This window comes from Saccharothrix deserti, assembly GCF_009769385.1.
GTDB lineage: Bacteria > Actinomycetota > Actinomycetes > Mycobacteriales > Pseudonocardiaceae > Actinosynnema > Actinosynnema deserti.
The window spans coordinates 238,980-263,027 of sequence record NZ_ML775959.1 but is presented as its reverse complement, the minus strand read 5'-3'; the positions used below and the strand labels follow the sequence as shown (position 1 = coordinate 263,027).

Below are 24,048 nucleotides of genomic sequence, written 5' to 3'. Positions count from 1 at the left end.
GTCACGCCGGGCGCACCCGGGACAGGGTGGTCAGCTGGGGTCGCCGGGTTCCTGGGTGATGGGCCGGCGCATTACATCCGAGCTATGCATGATCAACCGCAAATCAGACGCTGACCATCAGGCACATTCGCGCAGCTGATCGGCATACACAGCAAGACGTTGACGACGGTGACCGGAGCCAATACAGTCCTCGATTGGTCATACCTCCGATCTCTGGCACAGATCGGAGCAGGAACGCTCTTCACGGACGACCGCCGCCTCCACCCCTGCATCGACGCAAGGAGGCTCGTCACGATGAACGAGAACACCGGCAGCGCGCCGATCACCGACCGGCGCAAGGCGATGCTGCTCGGCGCCGGCGCCCTCGGCGGCCTGGTCGCCGGAACCACGCCCGCCGCGGCGGACCGCGCACCCGTCCGCACGTCACCCGCCGCAGCCGCCGCCTGGCAGCTGAAGTGGAGCCCGAACCCGGCGACCGACGGCCTGAGCGCCTTCGAAGGCCTGGAGGACGACCGGTCCGGCTCGCACCCCGGCGTCAAGCACATCTCGGTGCAGGGCGACAGCTACCGCTTCGACATGCACACCGGAGACCGCGACGGCGACGACCGGCAGCGCAACGAGTGCAAGGGCATGCGGTCGGGCGGCACCGTGCACAAGATCGGCAAGGACCAGACCTGGCGGATCACCTACCAGGCCTTCTGGCCGAGCTCGCTGACCGCCACCACGAAGTTCACCCACATCATGCAGATGAAGGTCCAGGACGTCGGCGGTCCACTGTGGACGTTGACACCGCGGCAGAAGAGCAAGCCGACGCTCACCGTGCTCACCCTGCGCGACGACGACTCCAACACCGAGCACGTGCTCGCGGACTACGCGCCCCTGCAGAACAAGTGGATCGGCGTGGAGTTCGAGTTCAAGGCGTCCAACAGCGGCGGCTACCTCCGCTGGGTGCTGCGCGACGGCTCGACCACCGTCGTGGACGCCCGCACCACGGCGGTCGACCTGTGGCGGGACGTCAACTACCTGCGCCCCAAGTGGGGCATCTACCGCAGCATCGAGAGCTCCGGACTGAGGGACTGCTACCAGCTGATCCGCAACTACAAGGCCTACCAGCTCGTCTGACGCCGCGGACTCCCGGTGAGGACTCACATGATCATCTCAAGAGTGCAGCGCACCTGCTCGGCCGTGATCGCGATCGGTGTCGTGGCGGCTGTCGTGGCGGCTGTCGTGTCGCCCCCTGCGCACGCGGACGCCTCGACGTGGACGGTGTCGGCGCCGTGGTCCGAGGGCCCGACCGCGGTCGTGCGGCACGACGCCGGCAGCGGAACCGTCACGCTCGCCGTGACGCGCGGCGGGCGGACCGTGCTGGAACCCGGACCGGTGGGCATCGTCACCGAACGGGCCGACCTGTCCCGCGGCCTGCGGCTCGTCGGGCGGGCCGGCCGGCCGGTCTTCGAGCACTACCGCACCACCGTGGGCAAGCGCCTGACCCGCGACGCGCTCATGACGGAGACGCGCTTCGCGTTCGCGGGCGACGGTGGAGCGCGGGTTGACCTCGTGGTGCGTGCGGCCAAGGACGGGATCGCCTACCGCTACGCGCTGCCCGAGAACCTCGGTCCGGTGCTCGGTGAGACGTCGGCCTTCCGGGTCCCCGTCGACGCCACGTCCTGGCTCGCGACCTACCGGCGTGACTACGAGAACCCGTTCGTGCGGGGCACCGCCGGTTCGGCGCCCGCGGGCGAGTACATGCACCCGGCGTTGTTCGACGTGGGCGGGAACTACGCGTTGCTGACCGAGTCCGATGTGGACGGCGCCTACTCCGGTGGCAGGCTCGTGCACAACGCGGGTTCCGGCACCTACCGGGTGAAGCTCTGGGACGAACGGGTCTCCGTCGACGGACCGCTCGACACGCCCTGGCGCACCGCGATCGTCGGAGACCTCGGGACCGTGTCCACGTCGACGCTGGTGGACGACCTCGCGCCGCCGTCGAAGATCGCCGACACGTCGTGGATCGAACCCGGCAAGGTGTTCTGGAGCTGGCTGGCCGGCGGTCGTGAGGCGGGGCAGAGCCTGGCGATGCAGAAGGACTACGTCGACTACGCCGCCGCGCACGGTTGGCCGTACGCCCTGGTCGACGCGGGCTGGTACTTCGACCCGAACTGGGACTACGACCCGACCTGGGAGACGACCAGCTGGATCCCGCAGCTGATCGCCTACGCGAAGGCCAGGAACGTCGAGATCATGCTGTGGATCCACTTCGACGAGCTCGACACCCCGCAGGAGCGGGAGAGCAGGCTCGCGCTGTTCGAACGGTGGGGCGTGGCGGGCGTGAAGATCGACTTCATGGATTCCGACGGGCAGGAGCGGTTCCGCTGGTACGACGACGTGCTCGCCGACACCGCGCGGCACCACCTCCTGGTCAACTTCCACGGTTCGACGCTGCCGCACGGCATCCACCGCACCTGGCCGCACGTCATGACGATGGAGGCCGTGCACGGCGGCGAGAAGTCGAGCAACCTCACCACCTCCCACCTGACCGCCCTGCCGTTCACCCGCAACGTGCCCGGCTCGATGGACTACACGCCGATGGCGTGGCACCGGCCGAGCAGGCCCACGTCCGACGCGCACGAGCTGGCGCTGGCGGTGGTCTTCGAGTCGGGGTTGCAGAACTTCGCGGGCCGGGTCGACGGGTACACCGCGCGGCCCGAGGCCGAGCGCTTCCTCGACCAGGTGCCGACGGTGTGGGACGAGACCAGGCTGCTCGCGGGAGCACCTGCCGACAGCGCGGTGTTCGCCCGGCGCAGCGGCGACCGGTGGTTCGTCGGAGGCGGCTACTCCGGACCGGCGCGGACGGCGCACGTGCCGCTGGCCCTCGACGCGGGCCGGTGGCTGGTGGAGATCGTCCGGGACGGCGCCGCCGGCCTGGTCCGGGAGCAGCGGGTGCTGTCCGCCGGTGCGGACCTGGCGCTGGACGTGCCCAAGGACGGCGGGTTCGCGGCCATCGCGTGCCGCTGGACGCCGGCGGCGCGGACGTGCGACCGGCCGGTGGACGCCGTGCCGGACACCACCGTCACCGTCACGCCGACCACGGCGGCGGTCGTGCCGGGCGCCTCGTTCGAGGTGACCGGCCGGTTCACCGTGCGGGAAGCGGTGTCCGACGTGACGCTGTCGCCGCGCGTCCCCGAGGGGTGGACGGTCAGCGGCACGCGGGTCGAGGCCGGGCGGGTGACGCCAGGGCAGACCCTGTCGGGCACGTGGACCGTCACCGTGCCGCCGTCGCAGGCCGCGTTCGGGTACCTCGACGTGCCCGTGGTCGCGTCCTTCCGGGACGGGCGGTCACACCTGGAGGACGAGGAGCAGCTCCGCGTCCACACCTGGCGGCCCCTGCCACCGGACTGGGCCTACCTGAGCGACCTGCCGTTCGCCGCCGAGCAGAACGGCGACGGGCCCGTGGAGCGGGACCTGGCCAACGGCGGCACGGCGGCCGGGGACGGCCGGGGCATCGCCATCAGGCAGGTGACCTACGGCAAGGGGCTGGGAGCGCACGCCGCCGGTGAGGTGACCTTCGCCGTCGACGGCCGGTGCACCGAGTTCGTCGCGGACGTCGGTGTCGACGACGAGGCCGGCCTGGACGTCGCCCGCCAACGCGTCGGCGGCACCGTCGCGTTCGCGGTACTGGGCGACGGCGCCGTGCTCGCCGAAACCGAGACGGTGAACCCCCGGACTCCCGCGCGGCACGTCACGGTCGACATCACCGGCGTGCGGCACCTCACGCTTCGGGTCGCCGACGGCGGCGACGGCTCGCAGAACGACCACGCCTCCTGGGGCGACGCCAGGGTGCGTTGCGCGGCGAACGGGGTTTCGTGATGAACCGGGAACCAGGAGAGGCGGGATTCTCCAGGCGGGCACTGCTGGGCGCCACCCTGGCCGGCACGGCGGGCGCGGTCGTCGGGACGAGTGCCGCTGTGGCAGCGGGGGCGGATGGCACCGGCAGCCTGGTGCGCGCGGACGTCCGGTGGGACCGGTTCCTCGCCGACGCCGACCCGCTGTGGCAGCGGATGCCGAAGGCCTGGTACGAGGGCCCGTTCCTGGGCAACGCCCTGCTCGGGTCGATGGTCTACGCGCAGCCCGGCGCCAACGCGGTGCGCTTCACCGTGTCGCACAGCGAGGTGCAGGACCACCGGCCCCGATTCGGGTCCCTGTTCGGCCTGGCCAGGCTGCCGATCGGCCACCTCACGCTGGAGCCGGTCGGCGCGATCACCGGGGTGGACTGGCGGCTGGACCTGTGGAACGCGGAGTTGCGCGGGACGATCACCACGGCGGCGGGCAGCCTGGCGTTGCGCGCGCTGGTGCACGACAGCCGGTCCGTGCTGGTCGTCGAGGTCACCCCGACCGAGGGCGAAGCGGCGTTCCGCTGGAACTTCCACCCCGAGGAGGCGGTCAGCCCCCGAGCCGATCCGGTGTTCGGCAAGCCGCCGCCGGAGGGCTACGTCGCCAACCCGCCGCCCGTGGTGCGGCGGGGCGACGGCATGGAGGTCGTGGTGCAGCCGCTGCTGGCGGGCGGGCAGCACGTCACGGCCTGGCGGGAGGTGTCCCGTGGTCGGACCCGCACGCTGTACGCGACGGTCGCGTGGTCGTTCCCGGACACCACGGCCGAGGACCGGGCGGTCCAGGCGTTGCGCCGAGCGGCCGTCCTGCCGGCGGCGGCACTCGTGCCCGACCACCGTGCGTGGTGGCACCGGTACTACCGGCGGAGCTTCCTGTCCCTGCCGGACGCCCGGGTGCAGAGCTTCTACTGGATCCAGCTCTACAAGATCGCCTCGGCGGCTCGCCGGGAGGCGCCGGTGATGGCGACCTGCGGACCGTGGCTGGAGCCGACACCGTGGCCCGCGGTGTGGTGGAACCTCAACGTCCAGCTGCAGTACTGGATGATCCACGGTTCCAACCACCCCGAACTCGACGCGGTCACGCGCAGCCTGCACCAGTTCCGGGCGAACCTGGTCGAGGAGGTCGACGAGCGCTACCGCGCCGACTCGGCGGGCATCCCGCGCACCACCGACATGACCCTGCTCAACGGCGCGGGCACCGGCACCAGCGGGTTCCCGGTCGGCATCCCCGGCCAGGCCTCGCCCGTACCGGAGGTCGGCAACCTCACCTGGGCGCTGCACAACGTCTGGCTGTCCTACCGGCACAGCATGGACATCGGCGTGCTCCGGGACGTCGTCTTCCCGCTGCTGCGCCGGTCGATCAACTACTACCTGCACTTCCTGACCCCCGGACCGGACGGCAGGCTGCACCTGCCGTTCACGTCCTCCCCCGAGTACGGCACCAACGCGCCGGACTGCAACTACGACCTCGCGCTGATCCGCTGGGGATGCCGGACCCTGCTGGAATCGGCGGCGACGCTGGGCGTGGACGACCCGCTCGCGCCTCGGTGGCGGGAAGTGCTCGCCACGCTGGTCGACTACCCGGTGGACGCCAACGGGTACATGATCGGCGCGGGCGTGCCGTTCGCCAAGTCGCACCGGCACTACTCGCACCTGCTGATGGTCTACCCGCTGCACGAGGTGACCGGGGAACGACCGGAGGACCGTGCGCTGATCGAACGGTCGTTGCGGCACTGGATCAGCTTCGAGGGCGCGTTGCAGGGGTACAGCTTCACCGGCGCCGCGTCCATCTCCGCGCTGCTGTCACGCGGGGACGACGCCCGGTTCTACCTCAGCGAACTGCTGCGCCGGTACGTGCAGCCGAACACGATGTACAAGGAGTCCGGTCCGGTCATCGAGACACCCCTGTCGGCGGGGCAGTCGCTGCACGACATGGTGTGCCAGAGCTGGGGCGGGGTCATCCGCGTCTTCCCGGCCGTGCCCGCGGACTGGCGTGACCTCGCGGTGCACGACTTCCGCACCCGGGGCGCGTTCCTGCTGTCGGCCGTCCGCCGGGCCGGGCGGACCGAGTTCGTGCGGCTGACCAGCCTGGCGGGCGCACCGTGCGTGCTGCGCGTCGACATCCCCGGACCACTGAGCGTCCGCAGTTCGTGGGGCCGGGAGGTGCCTTGGCGCGTGCTACCCGGCGGCGATATGCGGATCGACGTGCGACGCGGCGAGGAAGTCGTGGTCCACGCCCGGGGCCGGCGGCCCGACCTGCACGTCGAACCGGTCTCCCCCGACGTCCCCGCGCCCGCGTGGGGGCTGCCCACGTGACACGGCGGCGCGTTGTGCAAAATCGTTTTGGGCATCTACCCCTGCCCCGCGCCAGTGGGTCAGGGGTACGGCTCATCTCCGGCGAACACCATGACGTCGCCGCGGACCAGCCCGTTGAGCTCGGCCGCCCACAGCAGATCGTGGACACGGCGGCTGACGTAGAGCATCGAGACCTTGCCGGGGTGCCGTGAGATCACTTCGGCGTCGCCGACGGCGTCGCGGCTGATCCGGAACGGCCCCTCGATCTGCTCGTGGGTCGTCCCGCACTCCGGGCAGACCGGCTCGTTGTCGACCCCGCACGGCGTCACAACGGCCTGTTCCGCGCCCAAAGCGGAGAACCGGCGCGACGGCTCCCCGGTGGCGGTGGAGAAGACCTCGGTCGACGTCCAACCCCGGACGTCGGCCGAGGTCAACAGGCCGGTCACCCGCCGCGAAACGAGCAGTTGGCCGTTGGGCAGGTCGGCGAGGTCCCAGCCGTGCTCGTCGGGACGGCTGCCGTCCGCCGCCGGGCCGTCCATGACGGACTCGTCCACCACGAGCGGTTCCACGGCGGTGAGGTCGAATTCGTCGGGTGGCGCACCGCAACGCGCACAGGTCTCACCCGGCCGGTAGGCGGTGGCTTTGTTGCGCACCAGCGGTGGCTCGACGGCCGGGTCCGCGCCCCAGATACCGATGAAGTCGGCCTCCGCGTAGTCCTCGTCGCCCAGGTCGTCGCGGACGAAGAGCTGGTACCTGGCGTCGATCTCGCCGAGCACGCCGGTGACCCGGTCGAGTTCCTCGCGCGAGTCGAACGAGGCGTGCCACATGATGTCCAGGACCGGCTCGAACCGGTCGGCGACCAGGTCCCCGATCCGCGACCAGGTCCGTTCGTCGGGCTGCTGGTCGCGGGACAGCATCACGCTCCACACGCGCTTCATCCGTTCGACCTCCGCTCTACATGGTGGCCTGCGCGACGCCGATGCCGTTCACATAGGCCGGTGGCGGGATGCCCGGATCCGTTCGGGCGCTCAACCCCGAGTAGTACGTCGTCAGGGCGGCGGCGACCTTGGGACGTTCGGCCGGGTTGGCCTTCAGGTGCGCCTTGAACGCGAGGTTCTGGCCGTTGGGCGTGATGGTGAAGCCCATCAGCGCGGCGACGGCCACCAGTGGGACCTGGATCGTGGTGTGGATGACGCCCTGGTGCACGCTCTCGCGCACCGACATCATCGGCTGGATCTCGGGGCCGGCCACGTACTTCGGCCACACGTGGTGGGCGTGGATCGGCGCGCTGGCGGGCAGCTTGGCGTTCGGGTCGAGCGTGCCGGGCACGCCGCCGGAGGCGCGGGCGATGGAACTGGTCTGCCGCAGGTTCCACCGGAACTCCTTGCGCGTGCGGCGTCTGCGGGTGCGTGTGCGCGGCTTGGCCCTCGGTGTCGCGCGCGGCACCGGCTTCGCGGCCGACCTGGCCATCAGCCACTGGATGAGCAGGACGATCAGCACGATGACCAGGATCACCAGGATGACCACACCGGCCCAGAACAGCACGGCCCCGATCGAGACGCCGGCCAGGATCGCCCCGATGCCCTCCGCGATCGCCCACAGTGCCGGGGCCGCGGCCACCGTCGCCACCATCGGCGGTGACGCCATCTGCGCGGCGGATCGCAGCCGGGACGGCGAGTAGTCGTCGAGACCCGCGGTCAGCGACGCGGTCCCCTCCCCCGGGCTCCCGCCGCCGAACAGGCTGGTGATCCGCGAGAGGATGCGGCCGAAGAAGCCGCGGATGCCGCTGAAGATCGACCGGCCGAGGTTCGCCAGCGCGTCCACCGGGGCGCGGACCACGTCCAGAGCGGCGGACAGCACGCGGCCGAGCGCCGCGGTGACCTGCGAGATCAGGCCGCGCACGCCGTCCACGACCCCGGTGACGATCGCCGCGATGCCCTCGCGGACCTTCACGCCGATCCCGGCCAGCGCGCCCACGACCTCACCCGGGATCCGCGCGATGCCGGCGCGGATCTCGCTGAGGTAGGTCGACACGCCCTGCCGCATCCGCGTGACGACGTCCGTCGACTCCCGGTCGGCTTCGGCCACGGCTTCGGCGTTCTCGGTGCGCACCCGTTCCGCGCTTAAGGCGAAGGCGGCGCGTGCGGTGGAGTCGAACTCGCTCTGGTCCAACGTGTTGGCGTTGGCCTCCATGTGCGGGTTGAGCGCCTCGTCCTCCGGGTGGTCGCCGCCGTCGGTGAAGTCGAGGACCTGGTCGAGCCCCGCCCGCCCGGTTGCCCGGTTGGCCTGGATCCGGGCCAGCGCGGCGGCTTCGTTCCGGTTGATCCGCGCGGTGGCGTCGGCGGCCGATCCGTGCAGCACCGCGTGCACCCTGGCCTTGGCCGAGCGCAGGGCGGTCATGACGCGGTTGGCGATCGTGGACAGCGCGCGCCCGATCGCGGCGATGGCCCGGGAGATCAGCCCGGTGAAGCCCTGGACCAGGCTCGTGACGGCCGCGCTCGCGCGCCGGATGAGATCGCCGACCAGGTCGAGCACCGAGTTCACCGCCGAAGTGATGAACCCGGTGACGTGGCCGAGCGCGCCCCGGATGGCGCCGGCGACCGACTCGGCCGAGTCGAGGGCGAACCGGCGGATGCGGCCGATCCCGGGGAGGTTGGGGATGGGCAGGGCGCGGGCGGCCCCGAGGATGCCACTCGCCACCCCGCCGACCACGCCGGTGACGGTGGACGTCACGGCGGCGGCGCCTTGGCGGAGGCCGTTGAGGACGGTGGTGCCGAATTGGGTCGCGCCGGTGACCAGCCCGCCGACGAGGTTGCCGAGGGACGCGACCTGGGTGCTCAGCCACCCCGTGACGCCGGTGCGGCCCTGGTTGACGGTCGCGGTGGCGTCGGTGGCGCTGCCGTCGAAGAAAGCGCCCGTGGTGGCCTGGTTCTCGGCCGCGTGGGCGGCGATGTCCTGACGGCGTGCGGCGGCGTCGGCACGGACCTGCGCGGAAGCTTCGGCCGTGCTCGCGTCGATCTGGGCGGCGTGGCCGGCGGCGTCGCCGGAGAGGACGGAGTCGTCCGCCGACGGGAGTTCGGACGGACCGACCGCTTCGGGCACGGCCGTCGGGCGGGGAGCCGGCGTGGGTGCCGCCGGGGTGGGGAGCGGCGGTGCGGGGATGGCTTCGGGCATCGGAAGGGCGGGGAGCGCGGGAGCAGCGGCCGGGGCGGCCGGTTCCGCGAGTCGCTGCACCGCCGCCGACTCCGACGACTCCTCCGGAACCGGCTCGGGCGCGGGGTGGGCCGGGGCTTCGGCCGGCCGTTGCACCAGCCGCTGGACGGCGTGGTTGCCGGCGGCGCGCTGGAGCCGGAGCACCGCCGTCGGGCCCATGCGGCGCGCGTTCGACGGCGAAGCGGACGCCCGGCCCGCGTTGCCGTACGACTCGGCCCGATCGACGGCGTTGTGCCCACCTGCCGACGCGCCGACCTCCCGGGGCACGGCCGACACGCGGGCCGGGTCGCTGTGCTCCTCCGCGTTGTCCGCGCGCAAGGGCATGACCGCCCCTTTCGTTGCCGAACCCCCGACCTGGAATCTGCCCGAACCAGGTCGTCTCCACGAGCGCCGACCGGGCGTTGTTCCGTGCACCTTCGGATGCCCATACGGGCATTCAGAGGCTGGACGTCCCGTTCAACCGAGCGGGCGAGGCGATCACCGCGTCGCCCGGCACAGGTACACGCAGTCGATCGGGTCGTCCGGCACGTCGCTGACCGAGACGACCTCGAGCCCCGCCTCGGCGAGCATCCGGCGGGCCAACTGCTCGCCCCACATCGTGCCGAGGCCGGCGCCGCCGTGCGCCAGTGACACGGTCATGCAGTGCAGCACGCTGAACGAGTACAGCATCGGCGCGAGAGGGTTGCCGACGTTGTCCTCGAGGTTGATCTCGTCCAGGTGCGCCCCGAGCAGCGCGCACACCGCGCTGAACGGCGCCAGGTTGGCCGCGCCGCCGCCGGACAGGCACACCGCGTGCTCCGCCGGGAGCGTGTACGTGCCCGTGGACGGCTCGTAGGTGAACACGTCCCCCCGTCACCATCGCGCCGAGCCACTCGCGCACGTAGCGCTCCTGCAAGCCCGCGCGGTCGGCGAGGTCCGCGCTGGTCGCGGGCCCTCGGGTGGCGGCGTCGAACAGCCCGGTCCGGTGGCCGACGTCGATCATGAGCGCCAGCAGGGACGCGGAGTAGATGCCGAACAGCGTGCCCGCGAACTCCTCGACCGCGTTCTGGTCCAGGTCAGGCCCGGTGGTGGTCATGACGTCCTCCTTCGTCGGCGTGCCCGACGTTAGGCGGAGAGGCCGGGGCCGGCTCGTCGAGCGAACTGTACGGACGCGGAGCGTGGACTGGTCGAAATCACCGCCTCGGCACAGGCCGGCGCCTCGTCGGTGTGCCCGAGCAGCGGCAGCGGCGCGGGCCGGCACCGGGGCAGCTCGCGTCGCCGCTTTCCTGCTGATGCGCAGGCGCGGCGATCTACCCCCCGGGGGCATGAGTCCTAAGAGGACCATCCACGGTCGGGCAAAGCTCGTGTTGGCCGTGCCCCCCGCACGACAAGCGGGCTTCGGACACCGGTCGCAGCCGGGCGACCCGGAGCGGTTTCGATCTGCGCAGTGGGTGGGAACCCGGGTTGAGGTGCTCTGCCATCCAGCGAAGGAGGCGCCGGTGAACGCACGGCTCGGCATCGACGACGTGACCCCGCTGGTGAACTGCGGCCACTATCCGAGCAAGGCGGTGGTCGGCGAGTGCGTCCCGATCGGCGCGACGGTCTGGCGGGAGGGGCACGACGCGGTGGCGGCGACCGTCGTGTGGCAAGGGCCGGGCGACGACGACGAAGGCTCCACGCGCATGGTGCCCGACCAGAACGCGGTGGACCGCTGGGTGGCGACCCTGGTGCCGGACCGGGAGGGCCTCTGGTCGTTCTGGGTCGAGGCGTGGAGCGACCCGTGGTTCACCTGGCACCACGCGGTGGAAGCGAAGACGGCCGTCGGGCAGGGTCCGGCGGAGCTGGCCAACGACCTGGAGACCGGCGCCCGGCTGCTGGACCAGGTGGCCGCCCGCCCCCACCACAACGGCGCGCGAACCGGGCAGTTGCTCGAACGGGCCGCCAAAGCCCTGCGCGACACCGACCGGCCGCTGCGGGAACGGATCGCGCCCGCGCTGAGCGAACCGGTGCACGACGTCATGACCCGCGATCCGGTCCGCGAACTCGTCACGCGGGGCAAGCGGCACCGGGTGCGGGTCGATCGGAGCAAGGCGCTGTTCGGGTCGTGGTACGAGCTGTTCCCCCGTTCGACGGGTGGGTGGGAGGTGGACGGGCAGCCGGCGCACGGCACCTTCAAGACCGCCGCCGAGGACCTGCCGCGCGTGGCCGCGATGGGCTTCGACGTCGTCTACCTCACGCCGATCCACCCGATCGGCAAGGTCAACCGCAAGGGCCGGAACAACTCGCTCGACTGCCGCCCGGGTGACGTCGGCTCGCCGTGGGCGATCGGCTCGGACGAGGGCGGGCACGACGCGATCCACCCGGAACTGGGCACCCTGGAGGACTTCGACGAGTACGTGGCACGGGCCACCGAGCTGGGCATCGAGGTCGCGCTGGACCTGGCCCTGCAGTGCGCGCCCGACCACCCGTGGGTCACCGAGCACCCCGAGTGGTTCACCACGCTCCCGGACGGCACGATCGCCTACGCGGAGAACCCGCCCAAGAAGTACCAGGACATCTACCCGCTGAACTTCGACAACGACCCGGACGGCCTGTACGCCGAGGTGCTGCGGGTGGTGCTGCACTGGGTCGAGCACGGCGTGCGGATCTTCCGGGTCGACAACCCGCACACCAAGCCGCCGGACTTCTGGGAGTGGCTGATCCGGCAGGTCAAGGAGGAGCACCCGGACGTGCTGTTCCTGTCCGAGGCGTTCACCCGCCCGGCGCGGCTGTACGGGTTGGCCCGGCTGGGTTTCACCCAGAGCTACACCTACTTCACCTGGCGCACCAGCAAGGAGGAGCTGACCGAGTTCGGCGTCGACCTGGTCCAGCACGTCGACGAGTGCCGGCCGAACCTGTTCGTCAACACGCAGGACATCCTGCACGCCTCCCTGCAGAACGGCGGTCCGGGCATGTTCGCCATCCGCGCCGCACTCGCCGCGACCTTCTCCCCCACGTGGGGTGTGTACTCGGGGTACGAGCTGTTCGAGAGCCAGGCGCTGCGGCCGAGCAGCGAGGAGTACCTCGACTCGGAGAAGTACCAGCTGCGGCCCCGTGACTTCGCCGGGGCGCGGGCGGCCGGCCGGTCGCTCGAACCGTGGCTGACCCGGCTCAACGAGATCCGGCGGGCGCACCCGGCCCTGCAACAGCTGCGCACGCTCCGCTTCCACCACGTGGACAACCAGGCGCTGCTGGCCTACTCCAAAGTGGACCCGCTCACCTCGGACACCGTGATCTGCGTGGTGAACCTCAACCCGTTCGGCGGCGAGCAGGGAACCGTGTGGCTGGACCAGCCCGCGCTGGGCATGCGCTGGGGCGAGGAGTTCACCGTCCTCGACGAGGTGACCGGTGAGCGGTACCGCTGGGGCCAGGCCGACTTCGTCCGGCTGGAGCCGTGGCGGGCGGTCGCCCACGTCCTCACCGTCATCAGGTGAGTTTCAGACTCGCGGCATGGCTTCGACGGGGATCCAGTCGGGGTGTTTGCCGGCCAGGTCGTCACCGGACGAGCGGCCGCGCAGTCGGCGGTGCACCCAGGGCAGCACGTGCTCGCGGTAGTACCGGACCTCGGCCGGCAGACGACGGCGGGCGGCGGGTCCGGGTGCGACCTCGTCCGCCGCCGTGGTGTGCCCGAGAGCGGTGAGGACCAGGGCTGCCACCCGCCGGTGGCCGACGGCGTTGAGGTGCAGCCGGTCCGGCGACCAGTACTCGGGGCGGCGGATCTCGACGTCGTTGAACACGTCGACGAACAGGAGGTCGTGGCGGGCGGCCAGGTCCGCGATCGCGGCGGTCAGCACCACGCCCCGGCGGTGGACCGTGCGCCCGAACGGCAGCCGGCCCGACGGATCGGCCCCGCTGAGCAGCACCAACCGCACACCGGCGGCCGTGCAGCGCCGGACCGCCCGCTCGGTCAGCCCGACCAGCCGCGCCGTGTCGACACCGGGCCGCATCATGTCGTTGCCGCCGCCGTTGAGCGTCAGCAGCGTGGGCGCAGGCGACAGGGACAACGCCGCGTCGACCTGCCCTGTCACGATCGGTTCGAGCAGCCTGCCCCGGACGGCGAGGTTGGCGTAGTGCACCGTCTCACCGCGCGCGGCGGCCAGCCCGGCGGCCACCAAGTCCGCCCAGCCGCGCGGTGAGCCGTCGGGGAGTTCGTCGCCGACCCCTTCGGTGAAGCTGTCGCCGATGGCCACGTATCGCACTGCCGGTGCCTCCCTGCCGAACGTCATCTCCAGCATATGAGACGCGGGCGAGGGCACCGACATGGCGCCGTTCGGGCGACGGCAACCGGATGACTTCACCGGTCAAGTGGTGACAGCCGACCGACCCCACTGCTAGAGGTGGTCTAGACCATAACGTGAATGACGAAGGAGTGATCGGATGTCTGTTGCACGATTGATCTCCGCCACGACCGCGGTAGCCATCACGGCCGGTCTGACGATCGTGGCATTACAGGTGCCGGCGTCCGCGTCCCCGACCACCGGGTGGACGCAGACCTCCTTCACCTACAACATCCAGAAGCCGTGGAACCTGAGCCAGAGCCGGCGCTACCGCTTCGACCAGGCCACGAACACGCACACGACGTGGGTCAACTCCACCGACGAACCGATGTCCGAGGGCAGCGCGACCGATCCGCGCACCGAGCTGCGCTGGCTGCGGGAGTACTCGTCGGGGCAGCACATGTGGGACGCCGACGTGTACGTCCCGGCGGGCACGAACGGCGCCACGGTCATGCAGGTGCTGCGGGTCAAGCGCCCGTCCGGCACGCCCGCCACGGACTTCATGCTCAACGTCTACAACACCAACGGCGGCACGTTGCGGTACTACGACAAGACGGTCCTGCGGACCGGCGTGTACGACCGCTGGTTCAACGTGAAGGTCGCCCACAACGCCGGCACCGGCAAGATCCAGCTCTACCTCGACGACCAACTCGCGCTGACGGTCGACGACCGAGGGCCCGCGACACGTCACTTCAAGAACGGCGTCTACCACCACGGCTCCGGGCGCGCCGAATCCCGGTTCCGCGACATCCACTACTGGCGGCGCTAGCCAACGCTTGAACAGCGGGCTGTCGAACGGTCACCGGCGCGTGCCGCACGAGCGCCGGTGACCGACAGCGCCGGATCCGAGCCGGTCGTCATGTCAGGATCAGTTCGATCACGGGCAGGAGCACGTCCGGACGCCGCGTCGGCAGGTGCACCACGAGCGAACCCGGCGGGCCCGCGTTCTGGAGGTGGGGCAGGTTGCCCTCCTCGTCCACGACACTGCACTCGACCTCGGCGCCGTCGTGCAGGAACGACGCGTAACGCACCCGCTCCGCGAGCCCTGCCAGCACCAGAGTTCCCGCCTGCCAACCGAAAACGTGCACGAAGAGCCGGTTCCCCGACCTGGTGAGCCTGGTGTCGCGGGGAGCGGTGAACTCCGGCGCGGCACCGGCGCCGTGGATGGCGTCGCCGTGCAGCTCCGTCCACGCGCCGACCTCGGCCAGCAGCTCACGCGCCTGCGGCTCGAACGCGCCCCGGCCGTCCGGACCGACGTTGAGCAGCAGGTTCCCGCCTTTCGACACCGAGTCGACGAGGATCCTGACGACCTGGCCGGCGTCGAGCCACTGCTGGAACCCCGGTGCGTAGCCCCAGGACCCGTTGAGCGTGCGGCACGCCTCCCAGGGAACGGCGCCCATCGCGGTGTCGGGCGAGGCCTCCTCCGCCGTGGCGAAGTCCTCGCTGCCCGACAGCCCGAGGCGGTCGTTGATCAGGGTGTGCGGGCTCAGCTCGCGGACCAAGCCGACCAGTTTGTCCGCCCGCCAGTCCGCGGCGCCCTTGCCGACCGTCACCCGGTGGTCGTCGTCGTAGGAGAAGTCGAACCAGAGCAGGTCCGGCTGGTAGGCGGTGACGAGTTCGCGCACCTGGCAGTGCAGGTACGCCAGGTAGCGGTCCATGTCGCGGCCAGCGTTCAGCTCGCCGAGGTCGGCCCGGTCGTCCCACTGCGGGTGCCACCCGTCGATGGTGAAGTCGGGGTGGTGCCAGTCGAGCAGCGAGTGGTAGAGGCCGATGCGCAGGCCTTCGGCGCGGAACGCCTCGACGAACTCCGCGACGACGTCACGTCCCGCCGGTGTGTTGGTGGACTTGTAGTCGGTCAGCGCCGAGTCCCACAGGCAGAACCCGTCGTGGTGCTTGGTGGTCAGCACCGCGTACCGCATCCCGGCCGCTTTCGCGTCGCGGGCCCACTTCCGGGCGTCGAAGCGGTCGGCGCGGAAGTGGTCGAAGTAGCGCTGGTAGTCGGCGTCGCTCAACTTCTCGCGCTGCTTGACCCACTCGTGCCGCGCGGCCAACGAGTACAGCCCCCAGTGCACGAACAGCCCGAACCGCGCCTCGGTGAACCAGCCGACCCGGTCTTCGGTCATCGGAGGTCTCTTCACGGGGTGCGCCGCAGCCGGAGGGTGAGCACCTGGAAGGGGCGCAACGAGATCACGCCCTCCGCCAACTGCGACGCGTCCGGCAGCGGGCGTTCGAGGAGGTCGACCACCTCAGTCGCACCGACGGGGAAGCCGGTGCGCAGGGTGGCGGTGGCCCGGCCGCCCAGCGACTCGTAGAGCCGGACGATGACGTCGCCGGACCGGTCGTCGGCGAGCTTGACCGCCTCGACCACGACCGCGGGGTCGTCGACGCTCACCAGTGCGGCGGGCGGTTCCGCTGCCGCTGCCGCATAGGCCACCCGCAGCGGCAGGTTCAGGGAGTACCCCTCGGCTACGGCGTCGGCGACGGACGCCGCGGGCAGCAACGAGTAGGTGAACCGGTGCGTCCCCTGGTCGGCGTGCGGATCGGGGCTGTGCGGCGCCCGCACCAGGCTCAGCCGCACCGTGGTGGTGGTGCCGCCGTCGTCCCGGCTGCTCCGCGAGATGTCGTGGCCGTAGGTGGAGTCGTTGAGCACGGCCACGCCGTAGCCGGGTTCGGCGACGTGCACCCAGCGGTGCGCGTAGACCTCGAACCTGGCCGCGTCCCAGCTGGTGTTGGTGTGGGTGGGCCGGTGCACGTGGCCGAACTGGATCTCGGCCGCGGACCGGTCGGCGTGCACGTCGACCGGGAACGCCGCCTTGAGGATCTTCTCCGACTCGTGCCAGTCGATCTCGGTCGCGATGTCGACGCGGCGGCTGCCTGCCCGCAACCGGATCGTCTGGGTGATCCGTGACGCGCCGAAGGACCGCTCCACCCGGATGCCGCCGACGAGCGGGCCGCTCTCCACCACGCTAATGGAGTCCGCTTCGGTCAGGTCGACGTGCCGGCGCCGGTAGTGCGGGTCGATGTCCCAGGCGTCCCAGTGGTTCGGGTGGTCCGGGTGCAGTTGCAGCAGGTTGCCCGGCCGGCCGGGGGCCAGCACCTCACGGCCGGACGTGAGGTCGCGGACCGAGGTGAACAGGCCGCGGTCGTCGAACTCGACGCGGACCAGCCCGTTGTCCAGGACGCGGTCGTCGACGACCACCTCGCGGTGCGGGGTCAGGCACGGCACTGCGAGGGACGCGATGCCCAACGCCGGGACCTCGGCGTACGCCGCCACCTCACCGCCGACCAACGGCTGGGTCACGCGCTCCTGCACCTCGCGCGCCGCCGTCACCACTTCGGCGCGTGGTCGCGGGCCGGCGTTGAAGGTCCACGCCACGGCGTCGGGAGCCGAAGCGTCGCCGGTCAACGCGGCGATCGCGGCGGCGATGATCTCTTCGAGCTCCGCCTTCACCCGCGCGTAGGTCGCCTCGGCTTCCTGGTGCACCCAGGCGATGGAGCTGCCGGGGAGGATGTCGTGGAACTGCTGCAGCAACACGGTCTTCCACAACCGGTCCAGCGCGTCGTACGGGTACTCGAACCCGGCGTGCGTCGCCGCGGTCGCCGACCAGAGTTCGGCCTCCCGCAACAGGTGCTCGCTGCGGCGGTTGCCCGCCTTGGTCCGCGACTGGGTGGTGTACGTGGCGCGGTGCAGCTCCAGGTACAGCTCGCCGGACCACACCGGCGCGTCCGGGTACTCGGCCTGCGCGGCGCGGAAGAACTCGGCGGGCGGCTCGATCACCACCTTCGGCGAGCCTTCCAGGTCACGCAGCCGGCGCGCCCGTTCCAGCATGTCCCTGGTCGGGCCGCCACCGCCGTCGCCGTGGCCGAACGGCACCAGCGACCGGGTGCCCCGGCCCTTCTCGGCGAAGTTGCGCACCGCGTGCGCCAGCTCCGCGGCCTCGAACGTGGCGTTGTAGGTGTCCACCGGCGGGAAGTGGGTGAAGACCCGGGTCCCGTCGATGCCCTCCCACCAGAACGTGTGGTGCGGCAGCTTGTTCGTCTGGTTCCACGACAGCTTCTGGGTCAGGAACCACTTCATCCCCGCCAGCTTGGCCAGCTGCGGGAACGCGGCGGTGTAGCCGAAGGAGTCCGGCAGCCACACGCCGTCGCACTCCACGCCGAACTCGTCGAGGAAGAACCTCTTGCCGTGGACCAGCTGCCGCGCCAGCGCCTCGCCGCCGGGCAGGTTCGCGTCGGACTCGACCCACATGCCGCCCACCGGGATCCACTGGCCCGCCTTGATGGCGTCGGTGATCCGCTGGAAGATCGCGGGGTGGTGCTGCTTGACCCAGGCGTACTGCTGGGCCTGCGAGCAGGCGAAGACGAACTCGGGGTACTCGGCGGCCAGCGCCGTGACGTTGGCGAAAGTCCTGGACGTCTTGCGGATCGTCTCCCGGACCGGCCACAGCCACGCGCTGTCGATGTGGGCGTGTCCCACCGCGGACAGCGTGTGCGCGCTGGCGTGCGCGGGCCGGGACAGCACGTCGGTCAGCTCGGCGCGGGCGGCCGACGCGGTGCCGGCGACGTCGTGGCTGTCCAGGGCGTCGAGCGCGCGTTCCAACGCCCGCAGGATCTCGTGCCGGCGCGGGTCGGTGACGGCGAGCTCGGCCATCAGCTCGCCGAGCACTTCCACGTCGAGGGTCAGGTGCCAGACTTCCTCGTCCAGCACCGCGAGGTCGACGCGAGCCAGCCGGTACAGCGGCTCGTCGCCCGCGGTGGCCTTGTCCCCCAACGGGGTCGGCGTGAAGCCGCCCGCGAGGATGTCGGGGTTCGCCGCGGCCTCCACCAGGAACCCGACCTGCTCACCGCCCTGACAGGGGTTCGCGACCGGCACGTGCTGGTTGCGCGGGGCGACGCCCTTGACCGGCTGCCCGTCGAGGTCGTAGACGAGCGCTTCGGCCTGGTTGCCCGGCCAGTCCCCGATGAAACCGAGGTCGATGACCGCTTCCACCCGCCGTCCCGCCCACTCGGCGGGCACCGCCCCGCTCAGCCGGAACCAGCTGGTCGACCACGGCGGGCCCCAGCGCTGACCGACCTCGAACGGCCGGTACTCGGCGGCGAGCGCGGCGGTCACCGGCACCGGCTCGTCCGGCACGTGCCAGACCTCGACCCGCAACGGCACCGAGGCCGCGTACTTCGCCGGTCGGATCCTCTGCTCCAGCGCGCGTTGGAGCCTGTCCTCCACCACACGGCGGTCGTCGTGCACGCCAACCTCCTGCCGCACCTGCGAAGCGGTGCCGATAAAGAGCGGTGCGTCCGCGGGTCAGGCCCGCAGGTACGCCAGTTGCGGCATCCGCCGCTGGTAGCCGTCGAGGAGCCGGCGGGCGACGTTGACCGAGTCGACGAGCGGGTGCAGGGCCAGCGCCTTCAGCGCCGTGGCACGGGATCCGCCGACCGCGGCCTCGATCACCGCACGGTCGACCGCCTTGACGCCGCACACCAGTCCTCGGGCGTGCTCCGGCAGTTGGTCGATCACGACCGGACGCGCGCCGGCCGAGTCCACCACGCACGGCACCTCGACCACCGCGTCCGCGTCGAGGATGTTCAGCGTCGAGCGGTTGCGGACGTTGAGGATCAGCGTCGTGCGCTCGTCGTGGGCGATCGCCCGCATGAGCGCGAGCGCCACCTTCTCGTAGCCGCCGGATTCGAGATCGCTCGCGTCGCGGCCGTCGACGCCGACCATCGCGCGGTTGTCCGCGCCGTAGGTCTCTTCCCGTTCGAGGCGGGCGGATTCCCAGATGTCCAGCGCCGAGCCGGGGTCGCGGCGCACGGAGTCGTAGAAGCGGTCCTGCTGGTCGGCCAGGACCGCGCCCCGGGTCTTGCCCGCGTCGCGGGCGACGGCGACCGCGTCCCTGGTGAAGTAGTAGTACTGGAGGTACTCGTTCGGGATCGCGCCGAGGGTTTGCAGCCACTCCGCGCCGAACATCCTGCCCTCCTCGAAGGAGACCAGGCCCTCGGGATCGGCCAGCAGCCGGGGCAGGTGGTCGCGCCCGCCGACGTGCACGCCGCGCAACCAGCCGAGGTGGTTGAGGCCCGCGTAGTCGAACCACGCCTCGGCCGGGTCGAGCCCGAGCGCGTGGGCGACCCGGCGGCCGAGGCCGACGGGCGAGTCGCAGATGCCGATGACCCGGTCGCCGAGGTGGCGTGACATCGCCTCGGTCACGATCCCGGCGGGGTTGGTGAAGTTGATGACCCACGCGTCGGGCGCGACGGCGGCGATCCGCTGCGCGATCCGCAGCGCCACCGGCACGGTGCGCAGGCCGTAGGCCACGCCGCCGGCGCCGGTCGTCTCCTGGCCCAGGACGCCCTCGTCCAGCGCGACCCGCTCGTCGATCACGCGGCCTTCGAGGCCGCCGACGCGGATCGCCGAGAAGACGAAGTCCGCGCCCTTGATCGCCTCGTCCAGGTCGGTCGTGGTGGTGATCCGCGGCGGGTCGGGGATCCCCTGCTCCTGCTGGGCGAGGACGTGGCCGATCGCCGCGAGCCGACCGGGGTCGAGGTCGTGCAGCACGAGTTCGGTGATCCGGCCCGGTGCGCGGTCGGCCAGCAGTGCCTGGTGCACCAGCGGAACGCGGAACCCGCCGCCACCGAGAATCGCGAGCCTCATCGGAGCTCCCATCGGCGCGCGGGTCGGGTGAACTGGCTGGATCGGGTGGGTCGGCCGGGCCGGACGGATCCGGTCGGTCGGCCGGGTCGGAGTGATCCGGTGGGTGTACCGGTTCGGTGTCCGGGGTTCCGGCGGTGTGCGGCGGTCAAACCTCGATCACCTCGACCTCCGCCTGGCGCAGCGCCGCGCACGTCGTCTCGTCCGCGGGCGCGTTGGTGATCACCACGTCGAGGTCCTCCGGGCCGCACACCCTGGCGATGCCGGTGCCGGGGAACTTGCCGACGTCGGCGAGCAGCACGACCTGGTCGGCGGCCGTGATCATGGCCCGTTTGAGGGGCACCTCGACCGCCGTGGTGTCCATGACCTGTCCCCCGGGCCGCACGCCGCTGGTACCGAGGAACACCCGGTCGGCGTGGACCTGGCGCAGGTTGTCCTCGGTCAGGAAACCGACCAGCGAGTGGTAGGTGCGCCGCAGGACACCGCCCAGCAGCACGATCTGCACCTCCTGGTCGTCCTTCAACTCCTCGTAGACCATGAGGTTGCTGGTGATCACGGTGAGCGACCGGCCGTGCAGCTTGCGGGCGAGGCGGTGCGCGGTGGTGCCGATGTCCAACAGGATCGCCTCGCCGTCCTTGATCAGCTCGGCGGCGCGTTCGGCGAGGGCGTCCTTCTCGTCGACGCGGACCATCGCCACCTCGGCGAACGGGTCGTCGGTGTCCGCGGCGGACACCGCACCGCCGTACACCCGGGTCAGCCGCCCCTCTTTGTCGAGCTGGACGAGATCGCGGCGGATGGTCGCCTGGCTGACACCGAGCCGCTCGGCCAGGACCTGCACACCGGCAGGCCCTTCGGCGCGCAGTGTGCGCAAGATCAACTCATGGCGTCGCTGGGGTAGCACGCGGATCACAGTAGCAGCAAACTCGCTCATGTCATGCACGAGTTTGACTTGTTGCTGAGCGACTATTGCCAAATCCGCTCAAGGCGCGCACGATTTTGCGCAATCTGCCCCGCCTGGGGGATCACGGCGGCAGATCACGGCCCAGCCAACGTCGGAGCCGTCTGCCCGCAGGAGCGGTCGGACGCACCGGCAAGGAAGGACAGGCGCGTGTCAGAGCAGGCGATCCCGACGACCCGACCCGAGCGCGGGACGGTCCGGTGGCCGCGGGACGAACCGCGGCCGGACGACGCCACCGAACACCCGAGCCACCCGACGCACGCCCCCCTCGCCGCCATGCCCTCCGCCCACGCCCCCCTGGCCGCCGTGCCCGGCGAGCCCGAGGTCGACGTCTTCCTGTCCGGCCTGCTGTTCTTCGACATCGTCTTCGCCGGGCTCGACCAGCCGCCGACGCCCGGCACCGAGGTGTGGACGCGCGGCACCGGTTCGGGTCCCGGCGGCATCGCCAACTTCGCGGTGGCGTTGAGCCGGTTCGGTCTGCGCACGTCGCTGGCCGCGGCCTTCGGCGACGACTTCTACGGCGAGTACTGCCGGCAGGCGCTGGCCCGCACCGAAGGGGTGGACCTCACCTGGTCGAGGCGTTTCCCGGGATGGGCGACACCGGTGACCGCGTCGCTGGCCTACGACGGCGACCGGGCCCTGGTGACGTGCGGCGACGAGCCGCCGATGAGCGCGGACGAGATGATCGGCGACCCTCCGCGCAGCCGTGCCGCGGTCGTGCACATCGGCCCGGAACCCACCCGGTGGCTCGACCGCGCCCGCGCCGAGGGCAGCCTGGTCTTCGCCGACGTCGGGTGGGACCCGTCGCAGGCATGGGCGACGGCCGTGCTGGACCAGGTCGCGCTGTGCCACGCCTTCATGCCCAACGAGGGCGAGGCCATGAGCTACACCCGCACCGACACCCCGTCCGCCGCACTGTCGAAACTCGGCGACCTGGTGCCGCTCGCCGTCATCACGCGCGGCGTCGACGGCGCGATCGGCGTCGACGCCACCACCGGGGAGACCGCGTCGGTTCCCGGACTCCACGTCGACGTCCTCGACCCGACCGGCGCGGGCGACGTGTTCGGCGCGAGCCTGGTCGCGGCCACGCTGGCGGGCTGGCCGCTCGTCGAACGACTGCGCTTCGCCAACCTCGCGGCGGCGCTGTCGGTCCAACGCATCGGCGGCGCGCCCGCGGCCCCCGGCTGGACGGGCATCTCGCAGTGGTGGCGCACCACCCGCTCCGGACGGGACAACCACGACCTGCGCCGCGACTACGACTTCCTGGACCGCGTCATCCCCGCCGACGTCGAGGAGCAGTCCGGCCGGACGCCCCGCGTCGACGGCGTGCCCCGAACCGACGGCGTGCCACCGATCGACGGCGACGGCTCGGCGGCCACACCCCGTTCCGAACGACCCGGCGACCTGTCGTCAGCCGGACGCCACACCGATCACGCTCCCCTCGAAGGGTAGGAACTGGAATGGAACTGTCCCGGCGGCGAATCCTGCGGCTCGGCATGCTCGGCATGGCGGGCGCGGCACTGGGCGGCACGGCCGCCTGCTCGACCTCGGCATCCGGCGGGTCCAGCGCGGGCGGCAACGCGATGGACCTGTGGTACTGGGCGGACGGGCTGAGCAAGAAGGTCGTCGACGAAGCCGTCACGCGCTTCACCGAGGTCGAGCTCAAGCCGCAGCAGATCGGTGGCAACTTCAAGGAGAAGCTGGTCACCACGATGTCCAGCGGCGGCGAGTTCATCCCCGACATCACCGGGATCAAGGGCGAGGACTTCGCCTCGTTCGCACCGCAGGCCGACCGGTTCCTCAACCTGCTCGACCTGGGCGCCGGCAGCATCGCCGACCAGTACCTGCCCTGGAAGTGGCAGAAGGGCATGACCAAGGACGGCAAGCTGATCGGCTTCCCGATCGACATCGGCCCGACCGCGATGTTCTACCGCAGAGACGTCTTCGCGGCGGCCGGACTGCCGTCCGAGCCCGCCCAGATCGCCGCGCAGATGTCCACTTGGGAGGACTACTTCGCGGCCGGCGTCGAGCTGAAGAAGGCCCGTGCCGACGCGTTCATGATCTCGGAGACCTGGGCGGTGTTCAACCTGATCGTCGGGCAGGGCACGGCGCGGTACGTGGACGAGAACGAGCGCTTCATCGGCGACCAGGACCACATCCGCCGGGCCTGGGACCTGGCGACCAGCACCATCGCGCTCGGCATCAACGCGAAGAGCCAGGCCAACACGCCGGACTGGAACGCGGGCCTGACCAGCGGCGCGTTGTCCACCCTGACCGGCGCGGCGTGGTCCGCCATCGACATCAAGTCCGCGGCGGCGGACACCTCGGGCAAGTGGGGCGTGGCCGCCGGGCCGGGAGGTCCGGCGAACATCGGCGGCTCGTTCCTCGCGATCCCGAAGGAGTGCTCGAAGCCGGACGTGGCGTTCAAGATCATCAGCTGGATCCTCAGCCCGGAGAACCAGGCCCGCGGGTTCACCGACTCCGCGCTGTTCCCCTCGACCCCGGCGACGTACACCTCCCCCGCGCTGACCGCGGCCGACCCGTTCTTCGGCGGGCAGGTCACGATCGAGGTCTTCGGCCCGGCCGCGCAGAAGATCCCGGTGCAGTACGAGAGCCCGAACGACCAGGCCGTGTCGGCGCCGTTCCAGACGGAGCTGACCAACGTGGAGTCGAGCGGGAAGGACCCGAACGCCGCGTGGAACGATGCCGTCGCCGAGGCCAAGCGCATCGGCCAGCGCCTCGGGCTGAGCTGAGTTG

The 24,048-nt window shown here is 71.4% G+C and carries 15 protein-coding genes and 1 pseudogene; 7 read left to right on the top strand and 9 right to left on the bottom strand.

Translation table 11 applies throughout. The annotated features are described in order from the left end of the window. Positions 1–294: 294 nt before the first annotated feature. From FM051_RS00965 to FM051_RS00955, 3 genes are read left to right on the top strand one after another with little or no spacing between them, the layout of a single operon-like run. A complete protein-coding gene (locus FM051_RS00965) occupies positions 295–1,122 on the top strand; it encodes a hypothetical protein (protein ID WP_158839608.1) in 828 nt (275 codons plus the stop codon). 27 nt (positions 1,123–1,149) lie between these two features. After that, positions 1,150–3,867, top strand: coding sequence for an NPCBM/NEW2 domain-containing protein (locus FM051_RS00960; RefSeq protein WP_158839606.1), 2,718 nt, complete (start codon positions 1,150–1,152; stop codon positions 3,865–3,867). Continuing rightward, on the top strand, positions 3,867–6,203 hold the full coding sequence (locus FM051_RS00955; RefSeq protein WP_158839604.1) for a glycosyl hydrolase family 95 catalytic domain-containing protein: 2,337 nt from the start codon (positions 3,867–3,869) through the stop codon (positions 6,201–6,203). Before FM051_RS00960 ends, FM051_RS00955 begins: the two co-directional genes overlap by 1 nt. 59 nt (positions 6,204–6,262) lie before the next feature. On the opposite strand, the gene FM051_RS00950 is transcribed toward FM051_RS00955, so the two are convergent. From FM051_RS00950 to FM051_RS53610, 4 genes and pseudogenes are all read right to left on the bottom strand, one after another. After that, on the bottom strand, positions 6,263–7,120 hold the full coding sequence (locus FM051_RS00950; RefSeq protein ID WP_158839602.1) for a hypothetical protein: 858 nt from the start codon (positions 7,118–7,120) through the stop codon (positions 6,263–6,265). A 16-nt stretch (positions 7,121–7,136) separates the two neighbouring features. Next, positions 7,137–9,719 carry a phage tail family protein gene (locus tag FM051_RS00945; RefSeq protein ID WP_158839600.1) on the bottom strand — a complete coding sequence of 861 codons (2,583 nt, stop codon included), beginning with the start codon at positions 9,717–9,719 and terminating at the stop codon, positions 7,137–7,139. 153 nt (positions 9,720–9,872) lie between these two features. Beyond that, positions 9,873–10,238 (bottom strand): hypothetical protein, encoded by a 366-nt coding sequence (locus tag FM051_RS51385; protein ID WP_238412029.1) that lies wholly within the window; start codon positions 10,236–10,238, stop codon positions 9,873–9,875. Positions 10,239–10,281: 43 nt separating this feature from the next. After that, a pseudogene (locus FM051_RS53610) lies at positions 10,282–10,377 on the bottom strand (hypothetical protein); the annotation flags it as partial. Between the two features lie 496 nt (positions 10,378–10,873). On the opposite strand from FM051_RS53610, the gene FM051_RS00935 reads away from it, so the two are divergent. Further along, on the top strand, positions 10,874–12,847 hold the full coding sequence (locus FM051_RS00935; RefSeq protein ID WP_158839598.1) for an alpha-1,4-glucan--maltose-1-phosphate maltosyltransferase: 1,974 nt from the start codon (positions 10,874–10,876) through the stop codon (positions 12,845–12,847). Between the two features lie 3 nt (positions 12,848–12,850). On the opposite strand, the gene FM051_RS00930 is transcribed toward FM051_RS00935, so the two are convergent. Continuing rightward, positions 12,851–13,612: an SGNH/GDSL hydrolase family protein gene (locus FM051_RS00930; RefSeq protein WP_158839596.1), complete on the bottom strand. Its 762-nt coding sequence runs from the start codon at positions 13,610–13,612 to the stop codon at positions 12,851–12,853. A gap of 178 nt (positions 13,613–13,790) precedes the next feature. Between FM051_RS00930 and FM051_RS00925 the strand changes: the two genes are divergently transcribed. Continuing rightward, positions 13,791–14,459, top strand: a complete 669-nt coding sequence (locus FM051_RS00925) for a polysaccharide lyase family 7 protein (RefSeq protein WP_158839595.1) — start codon at positions 13,791–13,793, stop codon at positions 14,457–14,459. Between the two features lie 88 nt (positions 14,460–14,547). Here FM051_RS00925 and FM051_RS00920 read toward each other — a convergent pair whose 3' ends face one another. The 4 genes from FM051_RS00920 to FM051_RS00905 form a co-directional block, all read right to left on the bottom strand. Beyond that, a complete protein-coding gene (locus FM051_RS00920) occupies positions 14,548–15,813 on the bottom strand; it encodes an alpha-L-fucosidase (RefSeq protein WP_158839593.1) in 1,266 nt (421 codons plus the stop codon). Positions 15,814–15,824: 11 nt separating this feature from the next. After that, positions 15,825–18,953 (bottom strand): alpha-mannosidase, encoded by a 3,129-nt coding sequence (locus FM051_RS00915; protein ID WP_238412028.1) that lies wholly within the window; start codon positions 18,951–18,953, stop codon positions 15,825–15,827. A gap of 39 nt (positions 18,954–18,992) precedes the next feature. Then, positions 18,993–20,336, bottom strand: coding sequence for a 6-phospho-beta-glucosidase (locus FM051_RS00910; protein ID WP_158839591.1), 1,344 nt, complete (start codon positions 20,334–20,336; stop codon positions 18,993–18,995). A gap of 145 nt (positions 20,337–20,481) precedes the next feature. After that, positions 20,482–21,264, bottom strand: a complete 783-nt coding sequence (locus tag FM051_RS00905; protein WP_202918611.1) for a DeoR/GlpR family DNA-binding transcription regulator — start codon at positions 21,262–21,264, stop codon at positions 20,482–20,484. A 177-nt stretch (positions 21,265–21,441) separates the two neighbouring features. Between FM051_RS00905 and FM051_RS00900 the strand changes: the two genes are divergently transcribed. After that, entirely contained in the window at positions 21,442–22,743 is a 1,302-nt protein-coding gene (locus FM051_RS00900; RefSeq protein ID WP_238412024.1) for a carbohydrate kinase family protein, read from the top strand. Between the two features lie 8 nt (positions 22,744–22,751). Then, positions 22,752–24,044: an extracellular solute-binding protein gene (locus FM051_RS00895; RefSeq protein ID WP_158839587.1), complete on the top strand. Its 1,293-nt coding sequence runs from the start codon at positions 22,752–22,754 to the stop codon at positions 24,042–24,044. The last annotated feature ends 4 nt before the right edge of the window (positions 24,045–24,048 follow it).